We start from the raw sequence: 24,361 nt of genomic DNA on the forward strand, positions 1-24,361 counted from the left end.
ATGGTTGGACAAGGTACTATCCTTATCAAATAAAGCTATTTACCCAATAAAATAGTGATACAGTATTAATCTGTCTTAATACTATTTTCACCATTTCCCGGATTCTTAGCATAACTGAGAAAGAAGGAGTATTTTAAAATAAACTATCCTGCCATTTACTCTTGTATAATTAAAGACAAAGAATGACAGGATAGTTTATTTGGATGAATATACACGAGAACTTATTGTGGATTTAACTATCAGGGATTAAAGAATCAACTTAACATGTGGCTCTACAGCAAAACTCCACTTAACTACAATAATTATTCTGTCCTCAGACTTTTGACAGGATTAGTTAAGGCAGCTTTGATAGCCTGAAAACTTATGGTTATAAGTGTGATAATCAGTATACCTCCACCAGCTACTACAAATACCCACCAGACAATCGTAATCTTAAAAGCGAAGCTTTGTAGCCATTGACTCATCATATACCAGGCAATCGGAGTAGCAATACATAAAGCAATAGCAACCAATTTTACAAAATCTCTGGATAACAACACTACAATACTGGATACTGTAGCTCCCAACACCTTGCGAATTCCAATTTCCTTGATTCTGGACTGTGTAGTAAAAAGAGTTAATCCAAACAAACCTAGACATGCAATCACTATTGCCAGAAAGGTAGACACCTCTATCATCTGTTCAGTACGGATTTCGTTCTGGTAGGCTTGACTTAGTGTATCATCCAAAAATTTATATTCAAATAGTTGATTGGGAAAAGTAGCAGTCCAGATATTTTCAATATATGCTAGTGTTTCCTTAATAGATTGGCTACTCAGTTGTTCACTTTGCAGTTTGATACTTCCCTGATAAAAATGTTTGGGAACCACCATCATCAAGGTAGGATCAATATTTTGGTGCAGGGAATTGACATGAAAGTCTTTTACTACACCTACAATGGGCACCGATTCCTGACCATCTCCATAAAAAGCAACCTGTCCGATTGCATCCTGAGGCCGCTGTACGCCCATCCGATGAAGAAATATTTCGTTAGCAATAACTTTAGGCAATGTATCTCCTTCACGGAAAACTTCTCCTTTCAGCAACTGAATGCCATACGTATCAATATAATTCGCATCAACCATTTTCATCTGGGTTTTAATCCGGACCACAGTATCTTTCAGTCGATACTCCATCATTTGCATCCAGTTACTTTCTGCAGAGGCACTGTTGAAGGAAAAACTCACGTTTTTAATCTGCGCTGACTGCAGTAACCGTGTACGTAACAATTGAAGCTTTGCAGGGCTATTATCAGGTAATCCTACTGTAAGGATGGCGTTTTTATTAAATCCCAGATCTGCATTCTGGAAAAAAGAAAGTTGCTGCCGGATCAACAATGTACAACTAATGAGAACCAGAGATACTGTAAATTGGGCTATTACCAACCCCTGACGTAAAGTAAATCCACGATTTGTAATCGCCTTGTTATTGCTTCTTAGAGCCCATATTGGAGCCATTGCCGACAAATAGAATGCAGGATAGGCGCCTGCCAGCAACACAGTTGCGACAAACAAGCAGCTTAAAATAGTTCCTGTCTGCCAGGAGAACAGATCTGTAATTGAAAGCCCTACACCCAGAATGGAGTTTATCAGAGGTAACAACCCATATACAATAGGAATTGCAAACAAGATGGCAATGTCGGCAATTAGTGCAGTTTCAATCAGAAACTGATATATAAGAGCCAATCGATTACTACCTACAGCCTTACGTACTCCAATTTCCTTAGCCCGTTTAATAGCCTGTGTAGTAGTCAGATTGATAAAATTGATGCAGGCAATACACAAAACAAAAATACCTATCCAAAATAAAGTCTTAAGAAATGTTGGATTTGCAGTGTGCCCACTGAAACTGGATGTATAATGCAATTCATGGAGAGGAGCTAATAAAAACTGTTTTTCAGCCACAGCTTCTTTCCCCATATATTTTGTAATGATCCCAGGAAAATGTCGGCTTACCTGTTGTGGGTCAACACTCTCTTTCAATAGAGCAAATATCTGAAAATCATCACCCCACCCATTCCATTTGTTAAGGTCAAAATCAGGCATTATTTCTGGAATAGAGGCAAACGAGATTAACACATCAAATGGAAAACTGGTTGTAATAGGAAAGTCTTCCACTACCCCTGTTACCATCAGATTATGTTTGCTATCATATTGTAGTATCTTACCTAATACCTGAGTTGTACCAAATATTTTTTCGGCCTGTGAACGGGTTATGATGATAGTATTGGGCTGAAATAAGCCAGTTTTAGGATTACCAGCAATCCATGTATAGTCAAAGGTTCGAAATAACTCATTTCCAGCAAATACAACTGGTTCCTTAAACAATTTTCCAGATATGGGTTCCTGAATAGTTACACCACCCCTTTTGTACATAGGTACTACAACCTCGATTTCTGGTATATCATTACGCAAGGCATGCACTAATCCTGTATAATTACCCGGATAGGTATGTCCTTCTCTAACATTTCGGCCCTCAACCCGAAAGATTCTCTCTCTTTTGGAATGATAACTATCATAACTCTCCTCATGAATCACCAGTAAAGCAACCGTCAGACAGGTAGCGATGCCCAAAGCTAGTCCCAGAATGTTGATAGCAGAAAATGCTTTATTGCCTGCAAGATTTCTCCAGGCAAAGCGGATATAATTGCGTAGCATTAAAAGAAGATTTAAGGTTAAATAAATGGATAACGAGTTGATCAGTATCTATAAGTAGATGAAGTTGATAGTGACTTCATCTACATTCATTCATTTCTTAAACTCTTTACTGGATCAGTCATGGCAGCCTTAATGGATTGAAAGCCTACAGTTAATACTGCTATCAGCAAGGCTCCTGTACTTACAATACCAAAAATCCACCAGGATAATTCTGTACGAAAAGTATAATTCTGAAGCCAGTTGCTCATGCAGTAGTAGGTAATGGGAACAGCAATAAAGCTAGCAACAATAACCAGACTGATAGACTCTTTTACTAACAACTGGCAAAGCTGTATTACTGTAGCACCTAGTATTTTTCGAATGCCAATTTCTTTGGTACGTTGTTTTGTAATAAACGAGGCTAACCCAAATAACCCCAGACACGAAATAAAGATCGCCAGACCTGCAAAGAAACCCACCAAAGTTCCAATTTGCTCTTCAGCAACAAACTTGTGGGCATAATCTTCATTAACAAAATGATAATCAAAGGGACTGCCAGGTATAACCTTGTTAAATATAGCTTCTATTTCTGACAAAGCATTATGGACACTAGTAGTAGAATTAATTCTAACCAATATATAATTACCTCCTCCCAAAAAAAAGATTGCAGGTGGTACATGTTCAAAAGGAGATTGCATTACAATATCTTGTACAACTCCAAGGATTCTAAAATCCTTCCTGCCCCGAAAGTCCAATTCTCCTGTTACTACCCTACCAACAGGATTAATCAAACCTATCCGTTTTGCAGCAGCTTCATTGATGATAATCCCAGAAGAATCTGTAGAATAGTCAATCGAGAAATTTCGCCCTTCCAGAACATGCCAGCCTATTGTTTTTCCATATTCGTAGGTAATAGGCAGCAAGTTAAAAAGTGGATCTTCCAGGGTTGGATCTTTACCTTCCCACTCAAATCCATTATTCTGATCAGATTGCCCGGTAAGAGAATTTCCTGATCTGGCTACTTCTGTTATTACTCCTGTGTTTTTCAATTCACGTCTTAGAACCTCATACTTTTCTTTAACACTGACAGATGGAATCCGAAACATGAGTAATCCGTTTTGATTATACCCTACAGACCGATTCTTAACAAATTGAATCTGCTGATATACAATTAATGTCCCAATAATCAATGTAACAGAAATTGTAAACTGGACTACCACCAGAATTTTGCGAGGAAGACTGGTAAACCGTCCTGTATGAAAAGTTCCTTTTAGAACTGCTACAGGCCTGAAAGAGGATAGATATAAAGCCGGATAGCTTCCTGCTAATAATCCTGTAATGAGTATAAATCCAACAGCGACAAGCCAGAAAAACGGGTTTATCCATAAAATAACCATGCTCTTACCAGAGACTTGATTTGCCCATGGTAAGAGTAGTTGAACAATCAGGATAGAAAGAAGAAAAGCAATACCTGTCACACATAATGATTCTATGTAAAACTGCTTTACCAGTTGACTTCGTACAGATCCCATTGTTTTACGGATACCAACTTCTTTGGCACGTTGTTCAGAACGAGCAGTGAACAGATTCATGAAATTGATACAGGCCAGAATTAAGACAAAAAGACCAATAGAAGTATAAAACCAGATAAATTTTAGTTGCACGCTAGTCACTTGTACCCCATTCTCAAAAGTGGAATACAAATGCCAATCCGACATAGGATGAAGAAATATTTCTGGCTTACGAGCAGCTATTTCTGGGGTTACATACTGTAAAAGTTTATTTCTTATTTTGGCTGAGACGTTGTCCAGATCCTTCGGATCTGCAAGTTTTGCATATATTCTGGTATTGTAATTTGTCCAGTTGATAGGATCCGTGTTAGTAGAAAAAATATATAGATCAAAGGGGGCAATAAACATCACCTCATTAAAGTCGGAATTAGCAGGTAGGTCTCTATAAATACCAGATACAGTTACATCTACTTTATTGTCAATTCGTATTTGTTTACCAATAGGTTCTATATTCCCAAAGATAGTTCTTGCCAGAGACTCCGAGATCAAAATGGAATGCAGTTCTTTTAGCCCATTCCAACTTCCATAGGTCATTTCTAAGGATAACATCTCTGCGCCTTCCGGCTCAATATAAATACCTGTTCGGGTGAAATATTTATCAGAATATGAAATGGCATGTTCTTCGGGCTTTCTAGCCTTAACTACATAATCAAAATCTGCTTTATAGGTACTGAGTATATCTCCTATAGGGACTGGATTTGATGTACTCGTCTCTTTTTCGCCATTTCTGGTTTGCAATCGCATTACCTGAACAATGCGATTGTAATTTTTGTGACAGGTATTAAAAGTCAATTCATCGTATACCCATAGTCCAATAAGTATAGCAACTGCCATCCCGATGGCCAAACCTCCAATATTAATGAAGGTATATCCTTTATTTCGGATCAGATTCCGAAATGTGATCTTAAAGTAGTTATGGAGCATACTTATCTGATTGGGTATAACAGTAAAATAACCAGCGTTTTTTGATAAGACACTAGAGTTCTTTCATTGTTACACCCTATCAGTTTTTTATTATTCTGATCGCAAACTCTTTACAGGATTGGTTAAAGCAGCTTTAATGGATTGAAAACTCACTGTGAACAATGCAATACTTATAGCCAGCAATCCTGCTACTACAAAGATCCACCATTGGATATCAATATGATAGGCAAAATCCTGCAACCACTGATGCATACCATACCAGGCAATTGGAGTAGCTATAAGCATAGCAATGATTACCAGCTTTATAAAATCCCTGGAGAGTAAAACTACGATACTGGATACTGTAGCTCCCAGCACCTTGCGAATGCCAATTTCTTTGGTACGTTGCTCAGCGACAAACCAAGCCAAACCATACAATCCCAGACAGGCAATGAAAATAGCTAGTCCGGCAAATACACCAAACAACTTACCTATGCGTTGCTCCGAACTATAAATAGCATTGAATCTATCATCCAGGAAAGAATATGAAAATGGATTATCAGAATACTTTTTCCATCTTTCTTCAATCTGAGACAAAAGATCAGGGATATTAGCTGTTTTCAGTCGAATGGCAATCTGCCCGTTGTCCCCGCCATAAAATATCACCATTGGAGCAATCTGCTGGTGCATTGATTCAAAGTGAAAATCTTTTACTACGCCAACGATGGTATAAGTATTACTTCTGTCTCCTACAGTTGAAATTCTTGTACCAATTGGATTCTTAAGTCCATAGATACGAGCAGCAGTTTCATTAATGAGTGCACCAACACTATCAGAAGGAAAATCCTTCGAGAAATTGCGTCCCTGAGCCAATTGGATACCTAGCGTAGGCAAATAGTCTTCATCAATCCAATATGCTTTTGACCTAAAAACTTCTGACTGCGAAGCATGGTTTTCTATTTTTATCCCTTCAACACCCCAACTGGAACTTCCTGCAGGTAAATAACCAGCCAGACTTACTCGTTCTACAGAAGCCAGCTTTTCGATTTCATTCTTAAATGAATTGATCCCGGACTTCAATACATAGGTATCGTTTATGACCAGAACTTGCTCTTTGTCAAAGCCTATTTTTTTACTTTGTATAAAATACAATTGCTGATATACAACAATGGTTCCGATAATCATACAGACTGAAACCACAAACTGAATGGTAACCAAAACATTTCGTAACCCTCCTGTCTTTAATCCTGTTTGCAACTTCCCTTTCAGTACTTGTATGGGTGCAAAAGAAGATAGGAATAAAGCAGGATAACTACCCGCAATCAATCCCAGACATAATGCAGACAGTATGATACCAGGTAGCATCCAGCCACTTACCAATGTTAGTATACCAAATTGTTTTCCGGATAACTGATTAAACCCTGGTAACAACAGAAGCACTAGCCCCAAGGCAACACCCAATGACAGAAATACCAGTAGGACAGACTCTGTCAGAAATTGACCAATGAGTTGTCTTTGTACTGAACCAAGCACTTTTCGCACCCCAACTTCTCTGGCTCTGGCAGAAGAACCCGCCGTAGAAAGATTCATAAAATTGATAGAGGCAAGCAACAGAATAAAACCTGCTATTACAGAAAAGATATACACATAATTAATATTCCCATTGGATTCCAGTTCTCCCTCCAGATCTGAATGCAAATGAATGTCTGTAACAGGCTGAAAGTTAAATCCGATCCGATTACCAGTCTTTATAAATTCTTTCAGATCAATACCTACAAACTCTTTGATTTCCGGACCGATGTATTTTTCGACCATTTTTGCACTCTGAGCACGTAGTTTATCAATCGGATATCCTTTTTCTATCTTTAAATAGGTGTAGGCACCACTGTTTAACCATTTATTGCCAGGATTGATAGAAAGAAAAGAGCCAAAAAAATCATAATGAAAGTGGGTGTTAGTTGGCACATCTTTACACACACCACTTATCTTAAATAATCCCATCCTTCCTAAAGTCAGGCTTTTTCCAATAGGATCTTCGTTGCCAAAATATTTATATGCTATTGTCTCTGATATAACCAAAGCATTAGGTTCTGTCAGAGCTGTTCTTATGTTTCCCTTCACTAACGGAATGGTAAAAAACTGAAAGAAGTTGGAATCCACAAAGGCTACATGTTCTTCCTTAAAGCTTTCATTGCCTGACTTAATAATAACAGAACCCTCTGTTCGTAAACGAGTCGCCGCCTCAACCCCAGAATATTCTTTTGCCAGTACAATACCAGCAAGAGCACTAACAAAGGCTGTATTGATTTCTTTTCCACCCATTTGTCCATGCATGGTCATCCGATACATCTGCCTTGAATTTGTATGATAGCGATCATAACTTAATTCGTTCAAAACAAACAACACAAGTAATAAACAAGTAGCCATCCCAACAGCTAACCCGATGATATTAACAGCCGATGAAGTTCGATTGCGAAGCAAATTACGCCAGGCAATTTTGATATAGTTTTGTAGCATAACCTGAAAAGTTTGGAGTGAGTTGGATGATACGTCTATTTGTGCAGGTGGCAATTTTCCATTCCTGGTTTGTACATACTGCTCTTTTCTTTCCGGTAAGGGTCTGAGAAATCCGAGAACCTGCCCAATGTATTTCCAGCGAGCTTTTTGAATACCCATTTCCTCTACCCATAGGTCAAAAAGTTCATCCAGATCACCTTGTATCTCTTCGGATAAGCCCTCAGACAAACGGAAATGAAGTAATCTTTGCGCCCAAAGAGGTGGCTGTGGTTTGTGTTCATGCGCCATAATACAATTGCTTAGAAGCAGTGTCTGTAATTACTCATTTCTCAGACTCTTCACTGGATTGATTAAAGCCGCCTTAACAGCCTGGAAACTTACTGTCAATAAGGTAATCAAGAGAAGACCCAACCCAGTGGCGGCAAAGATCCATCCGGGAATGTTGGTACGATATTGATAATCCTGTAACCAACTATTGAGGAAATACCAGGCTAGAGGTGTAGCAATTATAAAGGCGATCAACACTAGCCATACAAATTCTCTGGAAAGTAATTGCCATAGGCTGATCACTGTAGCTCCTAATACCTTACGAATGCCTATTTCTTTTGTGCGCTGCTCAGCCACAAATGAAGCTAATCCGAATAAACCTAAACAGGAGATGAAAATGGCTAACGTAGCAAATATAGAGGCTAGTTTACCTATACGTTCTTCTTCCTTGTATTTAGCAGCAAACTCTTCATCTGCAAATCGATAGTCAAAAGGAGTAGCTGGATTGTGTTTCAGAAACAACGTTTTAATTTTATCAATAGCTTGAGACGTATTGGCTTGCGGGCTGATTTTAATATCAATCAAGCTTAGTCGTTTGAAGGTATCAATATAGAAAATAGTTGGCCGAACGGGATCATAGATAGATTGGGTAACCATATCTTTTACAACTCCTATGACAGTATACTTTCCTCCAAACGCCTTGACTACTTCTCCAAGAGGTTGTTTAAATCCCATGTATTTTACAGCCGCTTCATTGAGGATAAATCCGGAAGAATCTGTAGAGAATGCCTCTGAGAAATCTCTTCCTGACTTTATCTTCCAGTCTACTGTCTTTCCAAAATGATGGGTAACTCCTACGGTGACAATCTCATCCTGTAAACCTGGATCTTTTCCTTTCCATTGAAATCCTCCGTTGGTAACCCATGCGTTTGTAATAGCACTTTCGGATTGTGCCATTGAGCTCACCATTCTGGTGTTCATTAAGTCATTTTGGAAAGCGTTATAATGATCATGGCTCTCCTGAGTTTTCATAGGAATAGTCAACAGCCCGTTTCGGTCATAACCTAGTGGTCTATCTTTCACAAACTGAATTTGCCGAAATACAACCAAGGTGCCTACAATCAAAAATACTGAGACAGTAAACTGCAACACGACCAGCACTTTACGTGGAGCAGCAGCAAATCTTCCCACCCGAAATGTTCCTTTTAATACCTTAACCGGATGGAAGGAAGATAAATACAGAGCAGGATAACTACCTGCAATCAGACCTGTAAACAAACAAAAAATTATACACGACAGCCAGAACCAGGGACTTACCCATAAAATGGATATCTTTTTATCTGCTATCTCATTAAACAAAGGCAAAGTAAGGACTACCAAAAGTATTGCAATAACCAAAGAAAAAAATGCCACCAGTAGCGATTCACCTAAAAACTGCCAGATTAACTGTATTCGCTCAGAACCTACAACTTTACGAACACCCACTTCTTTGGCACGTTTTTCAGAACGGGCAGTGGACAGGTTCATGAAATTGATACAGGCCAGTATCAATACAAATGCTCCGATAATGCCAAATAACCATACAAACCGAATCTTTCCTCCTACACTAACACCATTTTCGAATTCTGAATACAAATGCCACTGGCTCATAGGATGCAGAAACATCTCTGGTTTAAACCGAAGATCGTCTCTATCCACTTTTATATTATCCCGCTTCACGTACTTAATCTTTTCAGAAGCCTGATTCATGTCCACTTTATCAGAAACTTGTACAAATGTCTGGAACCAGCTATTCCCCCAACCTACCTTGTCTTTCAGGTTCTCACTACTAATAAGCAGATCCCAGGGAGCAATGAAAGTTATGTTAGCAAATGTAGAATTGACAGGAAGGTCTTTATATACTCCTGTTACCTTTACATCCATCTTATTGTCAATCTTTATTAACCTACCTATAGGATCTGAATCTCCAAAAATAGCTTGAGCAACAGTCTCAGATAATAAGATAGAATAAGGATCTTTTAAACCATCCATCGATCCTCTTATCTTAACCAGACTAAGCATTTCCGGACCACCTGGTTCCATATACATACCACTCTTCACCAGTGTCTTATCTCCAGCCTTAAGGATATGATCGCCAGGCCATGAAGTTCGGACTATATGTTTGAAGTAATTTCCATAAGAACTTTCAATGGCAGGTCCTAATTGCATTGCCTGTCCCAACCAGGTTTGCACTCGTCCATCAATAGTCTGATTTTGTACTACTTGTGCAATGCGATCATAGTTTTTATGATATCTATCAAACGAAACTTCGTCATAAATCCATAACCCAATAAGCATAGCCACAGCCATCCCTATAGCGAGTCCACCAATGTTGATAAAAGAATATCCTTTGTTGCGGGTCAAATTCCGAAATGCGATTTTGAAGTAGTTACGGAACATACTTATCTGAGTTATAGGTGAGGGTGTGGTTAAAAGAGATGGTGGCAAAACATCTCTTGGTATATAGGATTGTTTTCTTTCTGGCAAGGGTCTGAGAAATCCGAGAACCTGCCCAATGTATTTCCAGCGAGCTTTTTGAATACCCATTTCATCTACCCACAAGTCAAAGAGTTCATCCAGATCGCCCTGAACCTCTTCGGACAATCCTGTAGGTAAGCGATATTGAAGCAACCTTTGTACCCATCGGGGAGGCTGTGGTTTTTGTTCAGAACTCATGGGTATAGGTAAGTTAGTTTGCTAAAGAAATTCTATTTCTCTTTTACTCGTTTCTCAAACTCTTCACTGGATTAATAAGTGCTGCTTTGATAGCCTGGAAACTCACGGTCAGCAAGGTAATCAGCAAAGCCCCCATACCTGTCACTGCAAAAATCCACCAGGATATCCGAGTATGATACTGATACTTTGCCAGCCAATCATTCAGAAAATACCAGGCTAAAGGCGTAGCAATTGCAAAGGCAATCAACACCAACCATACAAATTCTCTGGAAAGTAATTGCCATAGGCTGACAATAGTGGCTCCTAATACCTTACGAATACCAATCTCTTTAGTGCGTTGTTCGGCTACAAAAGAAGCCAGGCCGAATAGACCTAAACAGGAGATAAAAATGGCTAGACTCGCAAATACAGAGGCTAATGTTCCTATTTGTTCTTCTACTGCAAACTTCAATGCATATTCCTGATCAGCGAATGTATAGTTGAATGGAGCGGAAGGAATGAGTTTCTTAAAAACAGCTTCTATCTTACTCAATGCTTCACTTGTATTTGCATGAGGGGTAAATCTGATATTGATCCAATTCAGATTTCCATCCAGATAAAAAACAGTAGGGACCGCTTGGTCAAAAGGGGAAACCATCACCATATCTTTTATAACACCAATAATGCGATAGTTCTTTGCTTCACTACTAGAAGGTGCCCAGGTAACAACTTCTCCAATGGGTTGTTTCAGTCCCATAAACTTCAATGCAGCTTCATTGATCACAAATCCGGTAGAATCGCTAGCAAGTTCCTGAGAAAAATCCCGGCCAGCTACAAATTGCCAGCCTACTGTTTTTCCATAGGCAGGAGCAACTGTCAACGTTGCAAAATCCGTTTGTAAAAAAGGATCTTTACCTTGCCAGGAGAATCCGCCGTTACTTGACCAGATATTTGTAACAGGGCTGGAAGATTGAGCCATTTCAGCAACAACCCCTGTCCTCTTTAATTCATCTTTAATTGCATCATACTTAGTATAGAATTCAGCTGTCTTCATTTGAACCATCAGGAGACCATCCCGCTTATACCCAACCGGTCTGTTCTTAGCATACTGGATTTGCTGATACACAATCAAGGTTCCTATAACAAGAGTGATGGAAACTGTAAACTGTGCAACAACCAAGACTTTACGTGGAATAGAGGCAAATCTTCCTACCCGAAATGTTCCTTTTAATACCTTAACCGGATGGAAGGAAGATAAATACAGAGCAGGATAACTACCTGCAATCAGGCCTGTAAACAGAATAAATATCAGTGAGATCAGCCAAAACCATGTATTTCTCCAAGGCATGACAATCTGCTTGTCAGCCAAATCATTAAAGAAACCAATAGCGATGCTTGCCAGACCTAGACAAATCACAAAGGCCAATACTACAACCAGAAACGACTCGCTAAAAAACTGCCAGATTAGCTGTGTTCTCTCAGAACCAATTGCTTTACGGATTCCTACTTCCTTAGCGCGTTTCTCACTTCTGGCAGTTGACAGGTTCATGAAATTGATACAGGCCAATACCAATACAAATACACCAATGATACCAAACAACCACACATATTGTATCATACCTCCTATGTTTGCTCCATTTTTCCATTCCGAATACAGATGCCATTTGTCCATTGGATGAAGAAAGATCTGCGGATTAAAGCTTACATGTTCTTTATCATCTCTGATATTATTTAGAATAGCATCTTTGATGGAAAGAGAAGCTTTTTCGAATGTAGTGTGAGGAGCAAGCTGTACATAAATATCCAGAAAGTTATTTTTAAACCCTTGTGTGGTCATCCAGGAATTAGCGGAGACAAACAAATCCCAGGGTGCAAAAAACTGAACTCCGGCAAAATGAGAATTGTGAGGCAGATCTTTGTATACACCCGTTACCTTTACATCCATTAGACTATAATTCTTGATCTGCAATACCTTTCCCATAGGATCTTGTCCTCCAAATAAGGCCTTGGCAAACGACTCAGAGAGAAAAATCGAATGGGGGTCTTTTAATCCATTGTAGTTTCCTTTTAACATTTTCAGGGAAAATACTTCCGGTGCACTAGCATCAATAAATTCGCCTTTTTGTGAAAGCACCTTATCTCCAAGAGAAAGAATATGATCCTGCACAGCCCAGGCCATAAGAACCTGTTTAAAATTAGCACCATACTTGGTTTTGAGTTCTTCTCCTAGTGCATAGGGCAAGTACGATACTGTAAATGTTTCTCCATTGGCAGTACCGTTTCGAAGTACCCGAGCAATAGAATGATGATTTTTATGATATGAATTAAATGATATTTCATCATAGACCCATAGTCCAATAAGCATAGCTACAGCCATTCCTATAGCAAGTCCACCAATGTTGATAAAGGAATATCCCTTGTTTCGGGTCAGATTCCGAAATGTGACTTTAAAATAGTTACGAAGCATATTCATTGGATTTGGGTTAAATGATGTGTGTATCGGAGAAGGCGGAAGTTCTGGTAATTGCTTTTGTGTTCTGACTGGTAATGGTCGTATGAATCCCATTGCCTGACGTAGATACTGAAAGCGTGCATTCCTTACACCCATTTCAGCAACCCATATCTCATATAGCTCATGCAAATCGCCCAGCATATCTTCATAGTCAGAGTCAGATAAACGCCATTTGACAATGCGATCAACCCATTTAGGTGGCTGTGGTATGTTTTCCATAAATAGTAACGGATCAGATCATCTTGGGAATCAGTTGCCAGAGTTGTTCACGCACCTGACGGATTTCACTCAGAATATGCCTCCCCTCGTGCGTAATTGTAAAGAACCGTTTCCTTCTGCCACCTCGCTGAGCAGTAGCTCCACCAATCTCAGATGTAACCAGTTTTTTTTCTTCCAACCGATACAAGGCAATATGCACTGCACTTAACTGAACGGATCGCCCTGTTCGTTGCCGGATATCCTGGTGGATTGCGGCTCCATAAGCTGCCCCATCCATAAAAGCAACAGTCAATAATATCAGTTCTTCAAATTCACCCAGATAGTCTCTATTCATGGCTCCAGATTTATTATCTTCATATTTGCTAAACAAATGCCTTGCCAAAATGAGAACAGCCTTCTATTAAGGCTAAAACACGCATATACAGCAAATTATATAAAGAATGTTGTCCGCTAATGAACAACAAACCGTTCACTAGCGGACAACTACCAACGGAGCTTTCAAATCAGACAAAAAAGGCTTCCATTTATATCTATCAAAATAGAGACAGTTTACAAGAAAAACATTTGTCGAATTCACTTTTTAGCGAAAAGTCTTCTATACTACTCGCTAAAAACAACTTTTCACCTCATTTTTTCTTTTTTCCAAGCATTTGGCAAATCCTTTGCCATCTTGAATAGTAAATACCTACAACTTTCCCATCATTTTACACTATGAAAACTATAGAACAAACACTCCTTTCTGGCTGGCTTATGCTGGCATTTCTATTTATCTACTCTATAACTTCCTATGCACAAGAAAAAGATCTTGACTGGGCACGCATAGATTCAACAGGAGCACATTGGGAAGTAAAGACGGACGCCCAAACTCTTACTACAACAATTAAGTTTTTTGATGAAGATGATAATCTGATTTACAGAGAGATTTTGAAGGGTCAGTATATCAAACTTAACACGCACAACACTCGTTTATTGGATAGCACACTCCATAAGTTGGTAAGAAATAAGTTACTAGGCGAACAACTGCATAGTCATTTATTATCTGATCAGTTGATATCTGCGCGACACAAATCAAATGAACGGACCAAAGCTGTGAATCAACAAAATACCAATACATCTAAAGGATTTCAACAAATTGACTGCCTTCTAGCCTCAAACAAAAAGTTATATATTCAAATCAGAAATCCTGCCAGTAAACGCATCTATATGAGGTTAATGAATGATAAAGAGGAATATTTTTTTGAGAAGTCTTTATTTGATACCACCTTTAATCAGAAACTGGATATAAGCGCCTTACCAGCAGGAGAATACTCACTTTTGATTCACACAAAACAAAAAAGCATTGTGTACGAACTTTCGATACGATCTATTTCACATCAAAGAATGGACTATCAACTTCAAACAGACATAGCTAACATAAAAGATAGATAAGAGTCTTGTTACTGATGATGCAGATAGTGTACCAACATTAGCATCATCAGTAACAATATACTATTCTTTAGCTTATTAGTAGGGACTCATCTTACATCTCCTCTATTGCTAGTACTGTCACCAATATCAGTTAGCAAGCATCTGTCCTTATTTTTTCCAAAAAAATCATAAAAAAGAAATAATATCTTACATAACGTTGCAAATCCATCCATATATATAGAAATTGCTGTCTGTAGTCCTATACAAACACTTTTCACAAAGAAATATTCTTTTAGTCTGTAAAGACATATTTCCCATACAAAACCAGCCCAAAGTTTCATACGTAAGTTTCAGGAAAAGAAGGCCTTATGGCTCTACTCTACTATTTAACGCAGATTGGTTTTGAAATTCTTAGCTGAGCGCAAATTGCTTGCCGCAAAAGTATTGAATCAAGGATGGGGATTTGTTCTTGCAGATACTTTGATACTTATTATATTCAATTATCTGAGAACTGGATTTTTAGCTCAAATGGAAGGTGCTAGCAGGTTAATTATTATGCTGGCTTCATTCTCTCTAATTCTGTTAATAGGATTATATTATCTAAAAAAACAGGAAAGAATTGCTCTTACCTACGAGGTAGTAGTATTGTTCACTATTCATCTTTCAATATTACCTCTATTGTTCTTCCAGATCTATAATCTGGTAATTACACTGGATATATCTGAAGGCTATATACTGTCCAATATAATACAGTACACAATTATTATGGCTGTTGTAAATCTGACAATATCTCTGGTTATATGTACACTCTTTTTCTTTGTCACCAAATGGATTGATCAATTACACTAAATGCAAAAGGTTAAGTAGGATCCTACTTAACCTTTTGCATTTAGTGTAATTATTTCATATTAATTAATGAACGTAAGAAAAGTGTCACCTCGTAGCCCTAATCGGATTGTTTCTAGAGAGATAACTTCATTGGGTTCAATATTTCCCAGATTTACATTTGCACCCAACAACTTGACAAACCATACCTGTTGTGCTTTTTGTGGTGTCTCCCAGATGATATATTCTGGTGGAATTTGAGATAAAATTTCATCTACCAGACCAGGACGAACCTCACCATTACTTCTGAAAATACCTGCAGTTCCAGATTCTCGGGCCTCTGCAATCACTTTCCATGCTCCTGCCTGCTTTTCGGCATTCATCATCGAAATCCACTTATAAGGTGGAATTATCTTTTCGCCATCCTTTGATCCTACTTCAGAGATGACTGTTACCTGTTGAGACAGGGCTTCAATATAATAACATTTTTCCTGATGTGGCATGTCAATAGAACCATCCGATACTTCAGCGTGTGTCATTCCAAACTCATCCAGTAATCGTCGATAATCATCAAACTGATTACGGATTACAAATGCTTCGAATAAAGTTCCCCCAAAATAGACAGGCAATCCTGCATCTCTGTATAAAGCCAGTTTCTTCCTCAAATTAGGTGTCAGATAAGAAGTAGCCCAACCTAATTTTACAAGATCTGTCAATTCAGATCCTTTTTCTATAAAGTCACCTGCTTCCCGCAAACTCAATCCCTTATCCATAACCATTGTCAAACCTGCCTCACGAGGCTTTACAGATCTTTCAGGAAGCTGCGTCAGATGATAGTTTAAGTACGATTCTGCATTCATAGAATAAGACTCAGAAATAAAATTGATAGTGGTTTTTAGTTTGATATTTTCTCAACGACTTTATGTCATTACGTATAGACAAAGAATTTGTAAGACTTTCAGCTTTCAAAGAAACGTGCAATTGTTCAAATCCACAATATAAAGCACAGAAATTCACATTCCTATAGATCATGAAAAAATCACAATTAACTATTTTACAGCATTTTATGCTTCTAAATAAATAAAACCACAGATGAGGCATCTGTGGTTTTACTAAGCGCAAAACATCCCTAAAAATAAAAAGGCCTAATTCCCTTTTTATCAGGCACTTTGTCGAATATCTCTCACTGTATAGATAGCAGTAAGGACCTCTCGAATATCATATAGATTACTAAGATCTTCTGTATAGAAACTATGTACAATAGCTCCGTTTGGTGCAATTACAAATGTAGCCGGAAATGGTACTTCTCCATTAATACCAGAAATACGTTGCCAGAAAGGATAAGTAGAGGAGTATACCCCAAATCGCTCTGCTACCTGATTGTTCTGATCATGAATGAAGTTAAACTGTAATCCGGTCTCCTTTATAAGCTTTGATATTTCATCTGTCTCCAAAGGAGTTAATACAAGCAATTGTCCTCCAAGCCCTGAAATTTTCTGATGTGATCTATCTAATAAATCTAGATGTAACTTGCTATATTCTCCCCAAGCCGGAGTATAAAAGCTAATCACCAGTGGTTTGTACTCAACCAAATCAGCAATAGATACTGTTGAATGCGAGAATAAGTGTCCAGGTAGCTGTTGCCATACACCTTGCTGACGCGATAATTCAGCTGACGGAGCCTTTTCTCCAACTGTTAATGGCTGAGGAATAAAAGTCTTTTCAGCAAAAAAACGTGTGGAATAATCTGCTATTGAATTTTCAAATGCAAATTCAGGTTGAAAATCAGGAATAAAAGGAAGAGAGCGGGCATTTATATAAGATTGCATATATGTCGTTTTTTAAAGTCTACAGATAAGTTTATAAATAATGTCCTCAGATATAGGACTGAAAAACAGTTCTTCCCAAACTCCCTCAGATAAACTGTTTAAATTAATGTTAAAGTCCGTTGGTAATCACCAACAACAATAACAAGCATAAGAGGCAAAATAATGTAACATAAACCTCAGACAAGAATTAAGCTGCAACAGCAGAACCATAAATTAAACGCAGATACTGTTTTTCAAACCATGTAAAGAAACAAATCAGAGCCACTACAAACACCCAACCGAACACTACAATAGTTGTTGATCCAAAATAAATATAGGCAAACAATATAGCAGTGATTAACCTTGTGTATTCCAGATAAAAAACCCACTTCCGTTGTTCCAGAATTGCTCCACAGTTAATAAGTGTCAGCAGGATTAGAAATGCTATTCCAATTTGTATACTAAGCGAGATCTGATGTTCAAATAAAGTCACCAGAAATAAGCTAAGTAGTACAGATCCAATCTGCCATATGACATAATTTTTAAATCGTATACCACTAGCATTTACTGACTTATTAAAAAGGAATCTTTGTTCCAATTTCTCTCTTACATATTCAGGAACCAGATCAGGACCACCAAAAATGATTTTTATTTTATTGCCCCACCCTTGGGTATGTTTGACTGTATACAATAGTTCCAGTATAAAATGGAAGTGCTGCCATAAAAAGCTATGACTGTTCAATGGCTTCGTTAAACCATAATGAGGTTCTTCCTTTTCTTCAACAAAAGTCCCGAAAATCTTATCCCAGATAATAAGAACATCTCCATAGTTCTTGTCCAGGTAATGTTCATCTGAAGCATGATGTACCCGATGATGTGATGGAGTAACCAATATATATTCCAGTATTCCCAGTTTGCCAATAGTGCGTGTATGAATGAAGAAAGGATATGCACCATGAATTAATAAAATACTTGTAATCATCTCTGGTGGAAATCCGATCCAGGGAAGTACAGACCAAAAAACAACTCGAACCAATGCCTGAAAAACAGTAATACGGGCCGAAACAGTATAGTTAAAATCTTCACTCTGATGATGTACTACATGCACACTCCATAACAAGCTGATTTCATGAGCTAAGCGATGATACCAGTACCACACAAAATCTGTACATAAGAACAATGCCAGCCACAATAAAACACTTGGCTTAATAGTGAATACAGCAAAGTGAGTATGAATGTATGTGTAGAAATAGTAGAAAATGCCAACTGTAAATAAATCCGCAAGTCTTTCTGCAATACCAATACTTATATTGACAATAGACCGATCAAAATGGAAATAGTCTTCTTTCTGCTGTCTTCTTGCGACCCAATACTCCAATGCTGTGAACAACAAAAAAAGAGGAATTGCAAATGCCAGATAATTTAATTTCATAGTAAACAAGGCCTTAGTAATACATGCAGATACTCTTCTTGACGGTTTTTAATACCCTGGCAACAGCCCGTGAATAAGAAGAATACATTTACCACCATATATTTTTTATTCCATTTAGCCATTGCTCAGGGCATTCAAAACAGATCTTTTGATTCTGCCTCACAAAAATACATAATTCCTATAGAATTTATAGAGATTAAGATAAAAAATTTTCAAACTATTCTAACAACCTAAAAAACAATTACTTAGACACAACAGCATATTGCAATACATTTTGGTTTTTATAAATAGTAGACAAAGTTTTAACTAGATACTCTACTTCTGCAAGTGTATTATACTTACTAAACGAAAAACGAATATTTTCCAGATCCAGATTACGGCCCAGCTGCCGGAGTACATGTGAGCCATGCTCAACCAAGTTTGAGCAAGCGCTACCTCCTGATACATAGATACCTTTTTCATTTAATATATCCACCAATGCTCTATCACCCAAGGCAGGAAATCCAATATTCACTATAGAGGGAAGACTCTTATCTAATTGATCGCTATCACCATTAAAAACCAGTTGAGGAAATACTTCTTTCAATCTACGAATCAGATACCCTTTTAATTTTTGCAGATAATGTTGTGTGTCATCCAGGTTTTCATAAGCTAGAGCCAAAGCTGTTGCCAGTCCTACGATACCTGCTACATTCTCAGTTCCTGCTCTCAAACTTTTTTCCTGGGAGCCACCATGTATTAATGGTTGTAAATGAATTTGTTTATTAACATACAAAAAGCCTATTCCTTTAGGGCCGTGAAACTTATGAGCAGAGCCAACCAAAAAATGAACAGGAATCTTTGACAGATTTAACCGCCGTTTCCCTAACGTCTGAACCGTATCAGAATGAAATACAGCTTTATAAGTGCGGCATATATTTCCAATTTCTTCTATGTCATTCAGATTCCCAATTTCATTATTTCCATGCATCAGACTTACAAAGGATGCAGGATTCTTTTGTAATAAGTATTGAAGGTGACCAAGATTAACTCTACCCCATGCATCTGTTTCCACCAGACTAACACGTATCTGGTAACTCTTCCGATAAAAATCCAGGCTCTTTAACACTGAATCATGTTCTAAAGGACTTGTTATAAAATGGCGAAAACGCAATGTGTGTATACTTCCTGCTAATGCCAGATTATTTGCCTCTGTGGCTCCAGAGGTAAAAAAAATTTCTTCAGGTGAAGCCTGTAACAGGTTTGCGATCTTGTTTCGGGCAGATTCCACAGCTTCTTTAGCTATCCTTCCATATTGGTGTGTTGATGAAGGGTTACCATGATGCCGGCCTAAATAAAGTAACATAGCCTCTAATACCTGCGAGTCGAGAGGTGTTGTAGCTGCATTATCGAAATATATTTCCATAGAGTTGTATAAATAAATAACAGAACAGATTGAGAACAGACATATCATAAATTCCCTCAAAAGAGTCAGATTACTCATAATTTGAGTGGAAATATACTGTCTGGATAGAGGTTAACCTCTTATGTATTGCGTGATCCGATACAGAAAAAATGTATCTATCTTAACAACAACACATTCGTTCGCAGGTAGGGTGATAAGTCTTTTTTAGCATATGATTGTTAATTTATATTTACCTATTCGGTCAGGATGTAGCACTGTTTCCGGGTGGTCGGAAGGTTGCTGGAAGTTCTGCGAGCCTGTTCTCTCCCTTCCTCTGTATAAATTAACTAATTAATGGTGGTATTAATTAGCAGGATTATGTCACAAATATAAAGTCAGTTTATAATATAACAAACAAATTGTCTACTTTTTTTATAGAGATTGTAGAATTATTTTACCCCATTGTTAGCCTTACCTATAAAATGCTCATTATCAAACACAAAGAAAGCTTTATAGTTGCAATTATAAAGCTTTTTTTGTGTTTGATACAAGAAGAATCACATAGTAAATGTTCATTCGTTGCCTATTTGAGTTAGTAGGCTATCTTTCGCTTCATTTTCGTTTCTAGCTAGTAAAGCAGCTTTTTCTATAGTCTCTTTTACTGAAGCTACCATTTTAGGTGTCTGTTGAGTTATTTGTGTTCTTATATCTTTCCAAACTAGGTCATACCAAGGCTTTTCTACTGCATTGATCTTGTAGGGAAAGCTAGGCGTCATTAGAATGGTATGGAATCGAATCTTTCCTTCATGTCTAAAATTTGTTATCTGATAACGAAATCCATCTTCTATAGCCACAAACTTAAAATCAAATAGAATAAAACCTTTTGTAACTTCACTTGCTGCGTGTACATTACTATTATAGACCAGATAGGATGTTCCTTTTATTTCTCCTGCTCCTCTATCCGATTCGCGTATGGTTTCTTTAGGCATATATTCTTGCTGCCAGGCAGATAAGTGCTTGTAAACTTCATCTTTTTCCAGTTTATCTACTTTTATCTCTCCAGAAAACATCATTAACTCAGCATGTTGAGCATTACTCATTAAACATGCAATCAAAACAACGCCAATAGTCAGTATCAGTTTTTTCATAGCTAAAATATAATATGATTCACTCTTGTCTATTACTGTTTACAAATATGTCACAAATTGTAAGAAGTTGTAGTTTAGCTCGTAAGTGTGCTATTGACGAAGGCGCATTATAACCATCTAAACACCTAATAATCAACACAAAAACCCTATTTTCGCTCTATTTATTATTGATCCATGCAGTAGAATTTCCGATGAAGCCCTTCCTTTTCAATAGGGAACCTATTTTCTACAAGATAACTTTTATCATATCATCCTCTAAATATACAGAGACAACAATCTGTATATCAATTAATTAAAGAGTGACACACTTTATCTATCCGAAAAAAGAACAAATTCGCATTAGTAAAAATCTCTTCTTTTCTATGAATCAAATGATCCTGCCATCCACTGAGTTTTAGAAAAACTTACATATATAAAAAACACGTATAAGTACTTATACTTCTCCCCTTATACCAGGCAATTTGAGTAAATCATTTTTTATGGCAACCAAAAACAAACTATTTTGTTAATAAAGTTATTACCATGAGTGAAGTTGTTTGTTCAACGAGGTATTTATATTTTCTGTATTTTTATGGCTTTGTTGAGTCGTGTTTTATTGAATATCTTGTGAGTGTATGTACGATCGTTATTCCTTTAGTCTTCCAAAAGAAAAAATTATACGTCGTTTTGAGATAAAGGTCCCAGGAACCATAGAACCTCAATACAATATTTCTCCGGGAAATAGTGTAGCTATTATTACGGACTTACAACCTAGACAGTTAACAAAGGCTATATGGGGTATTTCAGAGAATAGAAAAATACCAATCAACAAGGTATTTATCAAGCAGGATACTCAAAAGACAACACCCCAAACAACCCAATTTCTCACCCAACGTTGTATTATCCTTGCCGATGGTTTCTATTTATGGAAGAAGGTCTCCTACAAAAGTCGTATTCCTTACCGGATTACACTTAAGTGGAATATTCCGTTTGCATTTGCTGGTGTATGGCAATATGAATCACAAAACAACAACCAGATCTCATGTGCAATGATAACTACAGATGCTAATGAACTGATTGCACCTATTACTACTAAAATGCCACTGATGCTTCCTCTTGAACAGGAAAAAATCTGGTTACAAACAAACACTGCACTACCTGAGATTCTATCTCTTATTAAACCCTATTCCAGTGATCAACTCCGTTTATTTCCAGTGTCTGGTCAGATTAATCAATTGGATATGAATATACCTGAAGTTACACTTCCATCGCAACCTACTGACCAGTTTGGCAATTATGTCTTATTTGAATAAGCTATAGATCCATTTACACGGCCAATATCTTTCACACCCCAATTTATTTTCTCTATTCAAAACTCATTCTCAAATAGTTAGCCAAAACAGCATTCAACAATATCCAGAATCGAAACCATATCAATGGTATTCTGGTTTTCACTCAGAATACCATTGATGAAGTATGAATCCCGATTACTTGAAGCAAGAAGCGATAGAATTTCTAACTCAGACCTATACAGAACTCGCCTTAGAAGCAGATCTTCCCACACGAATCAATCAGGTGATTGATGAAATAAACATCTCTGGAACCTATATCCATACCTTTGAAGAACTTGATTATGGAGCCAAATTAGCCTGGAGGAATAGCAACAGGTGTATTGGCAGACTTTACTGGAAATCCCTTAAAGTGCGTGATATGAGACATATCCAAACAGAAAAAGATATATTTACTGCATTACTTGAGCATCTTGATTATGCAACCAATGATGGAAATATTCGTTCTGTAATCAGTATCTTCTCACCTAAACATCCTTCACAAACTACAGGTATTCGTATCCTCAACCATCAGTTAGTCAGGTATGCGGGCTACTATTCAACGGATACACATACATATATTGGAGATCCAGCTCAATATGAATTTACAAAGAAGTGTCAGCAATTAGGTTGGCAAAGCTCCCATACACATTTCGATATTTTGCCTCTACTTATACAATTACCTCATGGGGAGGCTCGTATGTTTACAATTCCATCAGAAAAAATAAAAGAGGTTACACTATCTCATCCAGATTATGAATGGTTCACAGACTTACAACTTCGCTGGTATGCCGTTCCTGTCATATCCAATATGAAGCTGGAAATTGGTGGAATCGAATATACAGCAGCCCCCTTTAATGGCTGGTATATGGGAACAGAAATAGGTGCCCGTAATCTGGGAGATACTCAACGATACAATCTTCTCCCTATGATAGCACACAAAATGGGACTGAGCACATCTGCCAATCATACATTATGGAAAGATCGTGCGCTTGTGGAACTCAACATCGCAGTCTTATACTCATATCAGCAGGCTGGAGTTAAAATAGTCGATCACCATACAGCATCTGATCAGTTTATTACCCATACAAGTCTGGAAACCAAAAATCAGCGTGAAGTAGTTGCAGATTGGGCTTGGATTGTTCCTCCGATCTCTGGCTCAGCAACCGAAGTCTTTCATAGGGCATGGAAAAATACGATGTGCAAACCAAATTTTCTTACTCAGGATGATACCCTATTCACTTCCGCTAAAACCTGTCCGCGGGAATCCTCTCACTAACCACCTACAATATCTACAGAAGAGAAGATAAAGTTAAAAATGTTTTGTAAAGTGGGCCTCTCTGCATGCATACTAATTTATCAGAATCTTCACTAATCTTACTTATGACAGTAAATCATTGAGTTATACTAGCATAAAATAAAAAGATAGATTTTATTTGTTATGTAAACATACGTAAACACACACATAAATGTACCTGCATAATAGGTATTCTACTCGTTCAATTCTTATAAAATCCAACCACACGCTTCCTTTTGTAATAGTAAATGAATTGAATGCTATCTTAGTCGACAAAACAAATCTTATGTTGTTTTTCTTTGGTAAGACAGTAGATCATACTCATTGACAAACCTGGCAACTGTTCAAGGGGATGTGGAGAAGATAGGATACAAAAGAATAATTAATTATAGAAA

The 24,361-nt window shown here is 37.6% G+C and carries 15 protein-coding genes and 1 riboswitch; of the genes, 4 read left to right on the forward strand and 11 right to left on the reverse strand.

The annotated features are described in order from the left end of the window. Nucleotides 1-302: 302 nt before the first annotated feature. The 6 genes from QNI15_RS26070 to QNI15_RS26095 all read right to left on the reverse strand — a co-directional run bounded on the left by QNI15_RS26070 (nucleotide 303) and on the right by QNI15_RS26095 (nucleotide 13,692). Nucleotides 303-2,696, reverse strand: coding sequence for an ABC transporter permease (locus tag QNI15_RS26070; protein WP_314034524.1), 2,394 nt, complete (start codon nucleotides 2,694-2,696; stop codon nucleotides 303-305). Between the two features lie 86 nt (nucleotides 2,697-2,782). Next, nucleotides 2,783-5,170 (reverse strand): ABC transporter permease, encoded by a 2,388-nt coding sequence (locus QNI15_RS26075; protein ID WP_314034526.1) that lies wholly within the window; start codon nucleotides 5,168-5,170, stop codon nucleotides 2,783-2,785. Nucleotides 5,171-5,260: 90 nt separating this feature from the next. After that, entirely contained in the window at nucleotides 5,261-7,954 is a 2,694-nt protein-coding gene (locus QNI15_RS26080; RefSeq protein ID WP_314034528.1) for an ABC transporter permease, read from the reverse strand. A gap of 30 nt (nucleotides 7,955-7,984) precedes the next feature. Beyond that, complete coding sequence (locus QNI15_RS26085) at nucleotides 7,985-10,648, reverse strand: ABC transporter permease (RefSeq protein WP_314034530.1); 2,664 nt, start codon at nucleotides 10,646-10,648, stop codon at nucleotides 7,985-7,987. 43 nt (nucleotides 10,649-10,691) lie between these two features. After that, nucleotides 10,692-13,358 (reverse strand): ABC transporter permease, encoded by a 2,667-nt coding sequence (locus QNI15_RS26090; protein WP_314001830.1) that lies wholly within the window; start codon nucleotides 13,356-13,358, stop codon nucleotides 10,692-10,694. Between the two features lie 13 nt (nucleotides 13,359-13,371). Then, a complete protein-coding gene (locus QNI15_RS26095; protein WP_313986485.1) occupies nucleotides 13,372-13,692 on the reverse strand; it encodes a PadR family transcriptional regulator in 321 nt (106 codons plus the stop codon). Nucleotides 13,693-14,069: 377 nt separating this feature from the next. Here QNI15_RS26095 and QNI15_RS26100 point away from each other — a divergent pair, with 377 nt between their 5' ends. Together QNI15_RS26100 and QNI15_RS26105 are read left to right on the forward strand one after the other, a co-directional pair. Beyond that, nucleotides 14,070-14,786: a hypothetical protein gene (locus QNI15_RS26100; protein WP_314001828.1), complete on the forward strand. Its 717-nt coding sequence runs from the start codon at nucleotides 14,070-14,072 to the stop codon at nucleotides 14,784-14,786. Nucleotides 14,787-15,167: 381 nt separating this feature from the next. Then, on the forward strand, nucleotides 15,168-15,614 hold the full coding sequence (locus QNI15_RS26105; RefSeq protein WP_314001826.1) for a hypothetical protein: 447 nt from the start codon (nucleotides 15,168-15,170) through the stop codon (nucleotides 15,612-15,614). A gap of 59 nt (nucleotides 15,615-15,673) precedes the next feature. Here the strand turns inward: QNI15_RS26105 and QNI15_RS26110 are convergent, their stop codons facing one another. The 5 genes from QNI15_RS26110 to QNI15_RS26130 all read right to left on the reverse strand — a co-directional run bounded on the left by QNI15_RS26110 (nucleotide 15,674) and on the right by QNI15_RS26130 (nucleotide 21,362). After that, nucleotides 15,674-16,450 carry a phosphosulfolactate synthase gene (locus QNI15_RS26110; protein WP_314001824.1) on the reverse strand — a complete coding sequence of 259 codons (777 nt, stop codon included), beginning with the start codon at nucleotides 16,448-16,450 and terminating at the stop codon, nucleotides 15,674-15,676. A 300-nt stretch (nucleotides 16,451-16,750) separates the two neighbouring features. Continuing rightward, nucleotides 16,751-17,419, reverse strand: a complete 669-nt coding sequence (locus QNI15_RS26115; RefSeq protein ID WP_314001822.1) for a peroxiredoxin family protein — start codon at nucleotides 17,417-17,419, stop codon at nucleotides 16,751-16,753. A 187-nt stretch (nucleotides 17,420-17,606) separates the two neighbouring features. Next, a complete protein-coding gene (locus QNI15_RS26120; protein ID WP_314001820.1) occupies nucleotides 17,607-18,830 on the reverse strand; it encodes a sterol desaturase family protein in 1,224 nt (407 codons plus the stop codon). 241 nt (nucleotides 18,831-19,071) lie between these two features. Then, nucleotides 19,072-20,235: a cysteine desulfurase family protein gene (locus QNI15_RS26125; RefSeq protein ID WP_314001818.1), complete on the reverse strand. Its 1,164-nt coding sequence runs from the start codon at nucleotides 20,233-20,235 to the stop codon at nucleotides 19,072-19,074. Between the two features lie 220 nt (nucleotides 20,236-20,455). Next, nucleotides 20,456-20,559, reverse strand: a riboswitch (SAM riboswitch). 227 nt (nucleotides 20,560-20,786) lie between these two features. Further along, nucleotides 20,787-21,362 (reverse strand): DUF4468 domain-containing protein, encoded by a 576-nt coding sequence (locus QNI15_RS26130; RefSeq protein WP_314001817.1) that lies wholly within the window; start codon nucleotides 21,360-21,362, stop codon nucleotides 20,787-20,789. A gap of 614 nt (nucleotides 21,363-21,976) precedes the next feature. On the opposite strand from QNI15_RS26130, the gene QNI15_RS26135 reads away from it, so the two are divergent. After that, complete coding sequence (locus QNI15_RS26135) at nucleotides 21,977-22,654, forward strand: SOS response-associated peptidase (RefSeq protein WP_314034532.1); 678 nt, start codon at nucleotides 21,977-21,979, stop codon at nucleotides 22,652-22,654. Nucleotides 22,655-22,817: 163 nt separating this feature from the next. After that, nucleotides 22,818-23,948: a nitric oxide synthase oxygenase gene (locus QNI15_RS26140; protein ID WP_314034533.1), complete on the forward strand. Its 1,131-nt coding sequence runs from the start codon at nucleotides 22,818-22,820 to the stop codon at nucleotides 23,946-23,948. Nucleotides 23,949-24,361: the final 413 nt, after the last annotated feature.

The sequence above is a fragment of the Xanthocytophaga flava genome (genome assembly GCF_030068545.1).
Taxonomy (GTDB): Bacteria; Bacteroidota; Bacteroidia; order Cytophagales; family 172606-1; genus Xanthocytophaga; species Xanthocytophaga flava.

Coding starts and splice junctions, on each gene's coding strand:
- QNI15_RS26100 (WP_314001828.1), top strand. CDS start 14,070: ATGAAAACTATAGAACAAACACTCCTTTCTGGCTGGCTTATGCTGGCA.
- QNI15_RS26075 (WP_314034526.1), bottom strand. CDS start 5,170: ATGCTCCATAACTACTTTAAGATCACATTTCGGAATCTGATCCGAAAT.
- QNI15_RS26125 (WP_314001818.1), bottom strand. CDS start 20,235: ATGGAAATATATTTCGATAATGCAGCTACAACACCTCTCGACTCGCAG.
- QNI15_RS26095 (WP_313986485.1), bottom strand. CDS start 13,692: ATGAATAGAGACTATCTGGGTGAATTTGAAGAACTGATATTATTGACT.
- QNI15_RS26130 (WP_314001817.1), bottom strand. CDS start 21,362: ATGAAAAAACTGATACTGACTATTGGCGTTGTTTTGATTGCATGTTTA.
- QNI15_RS26135 (WP_314034532.1), top strand. CDS start 21,977: ATGTACGATCGTTATTCCTTTAGTCTTCCAAAAGAAAAAATTATACGT.
- QNI15_RS26080 (WP_314034528.1), bottom strand. CDS start 7,954: ATGGCGCATGAACACAAACCACAGCCACCTCTTTGGGCGCAAAGATTA.
- QNI15_RS26140 (WP_314034533.1), top strand. CDS start 22,818: ATGAATCCCGATTACTTGAAGCAAGAAGCGATAGAATTTCTAACTCAG.
- QNI15_RS26090 (WP_314001830.1), bottom strand. CDS start 13,358: ATGGAAAACATACCACAGCCACCTAAATGGGTTGATCGCATTGTCAAA.
- QNI15_RS26115 (WP_314001822.1), bottom strand. CDS start 17,419: ATGCAATCTTATATAAATGCCCGCTCTCTTCCTTTTATTCCTGATTTT.
- QNI15_RS26120 (WP_314001820.1), bottom strand. CDS start 18,830: ATGAAATTAAATTATCTGGCATTTGCAATTCCTCTTTTTTTGTTGTTC.
- QNI15_RS26070 (WP_314034524.1), bottom strand. CDS start 2,696: ATGCTACGCAATTATATCCGCTTTGCCTGGAGAAATCTTGCAGGCAAT.
- QNI15_RS26085 (WP_314034530.1), bottom strand. CDS start 10,648: ATGAGTTCTGAACAAAAACCACAGCCTCCCCGATGGGTACAAAGGTTG.
- QNI15_RS26110 (WP_314001824.1), bottom strand. CDS start 16,450: ATGAATGCAGAATCGTACTTAAACTATCATCTGACGCAGCTTCCTGAA.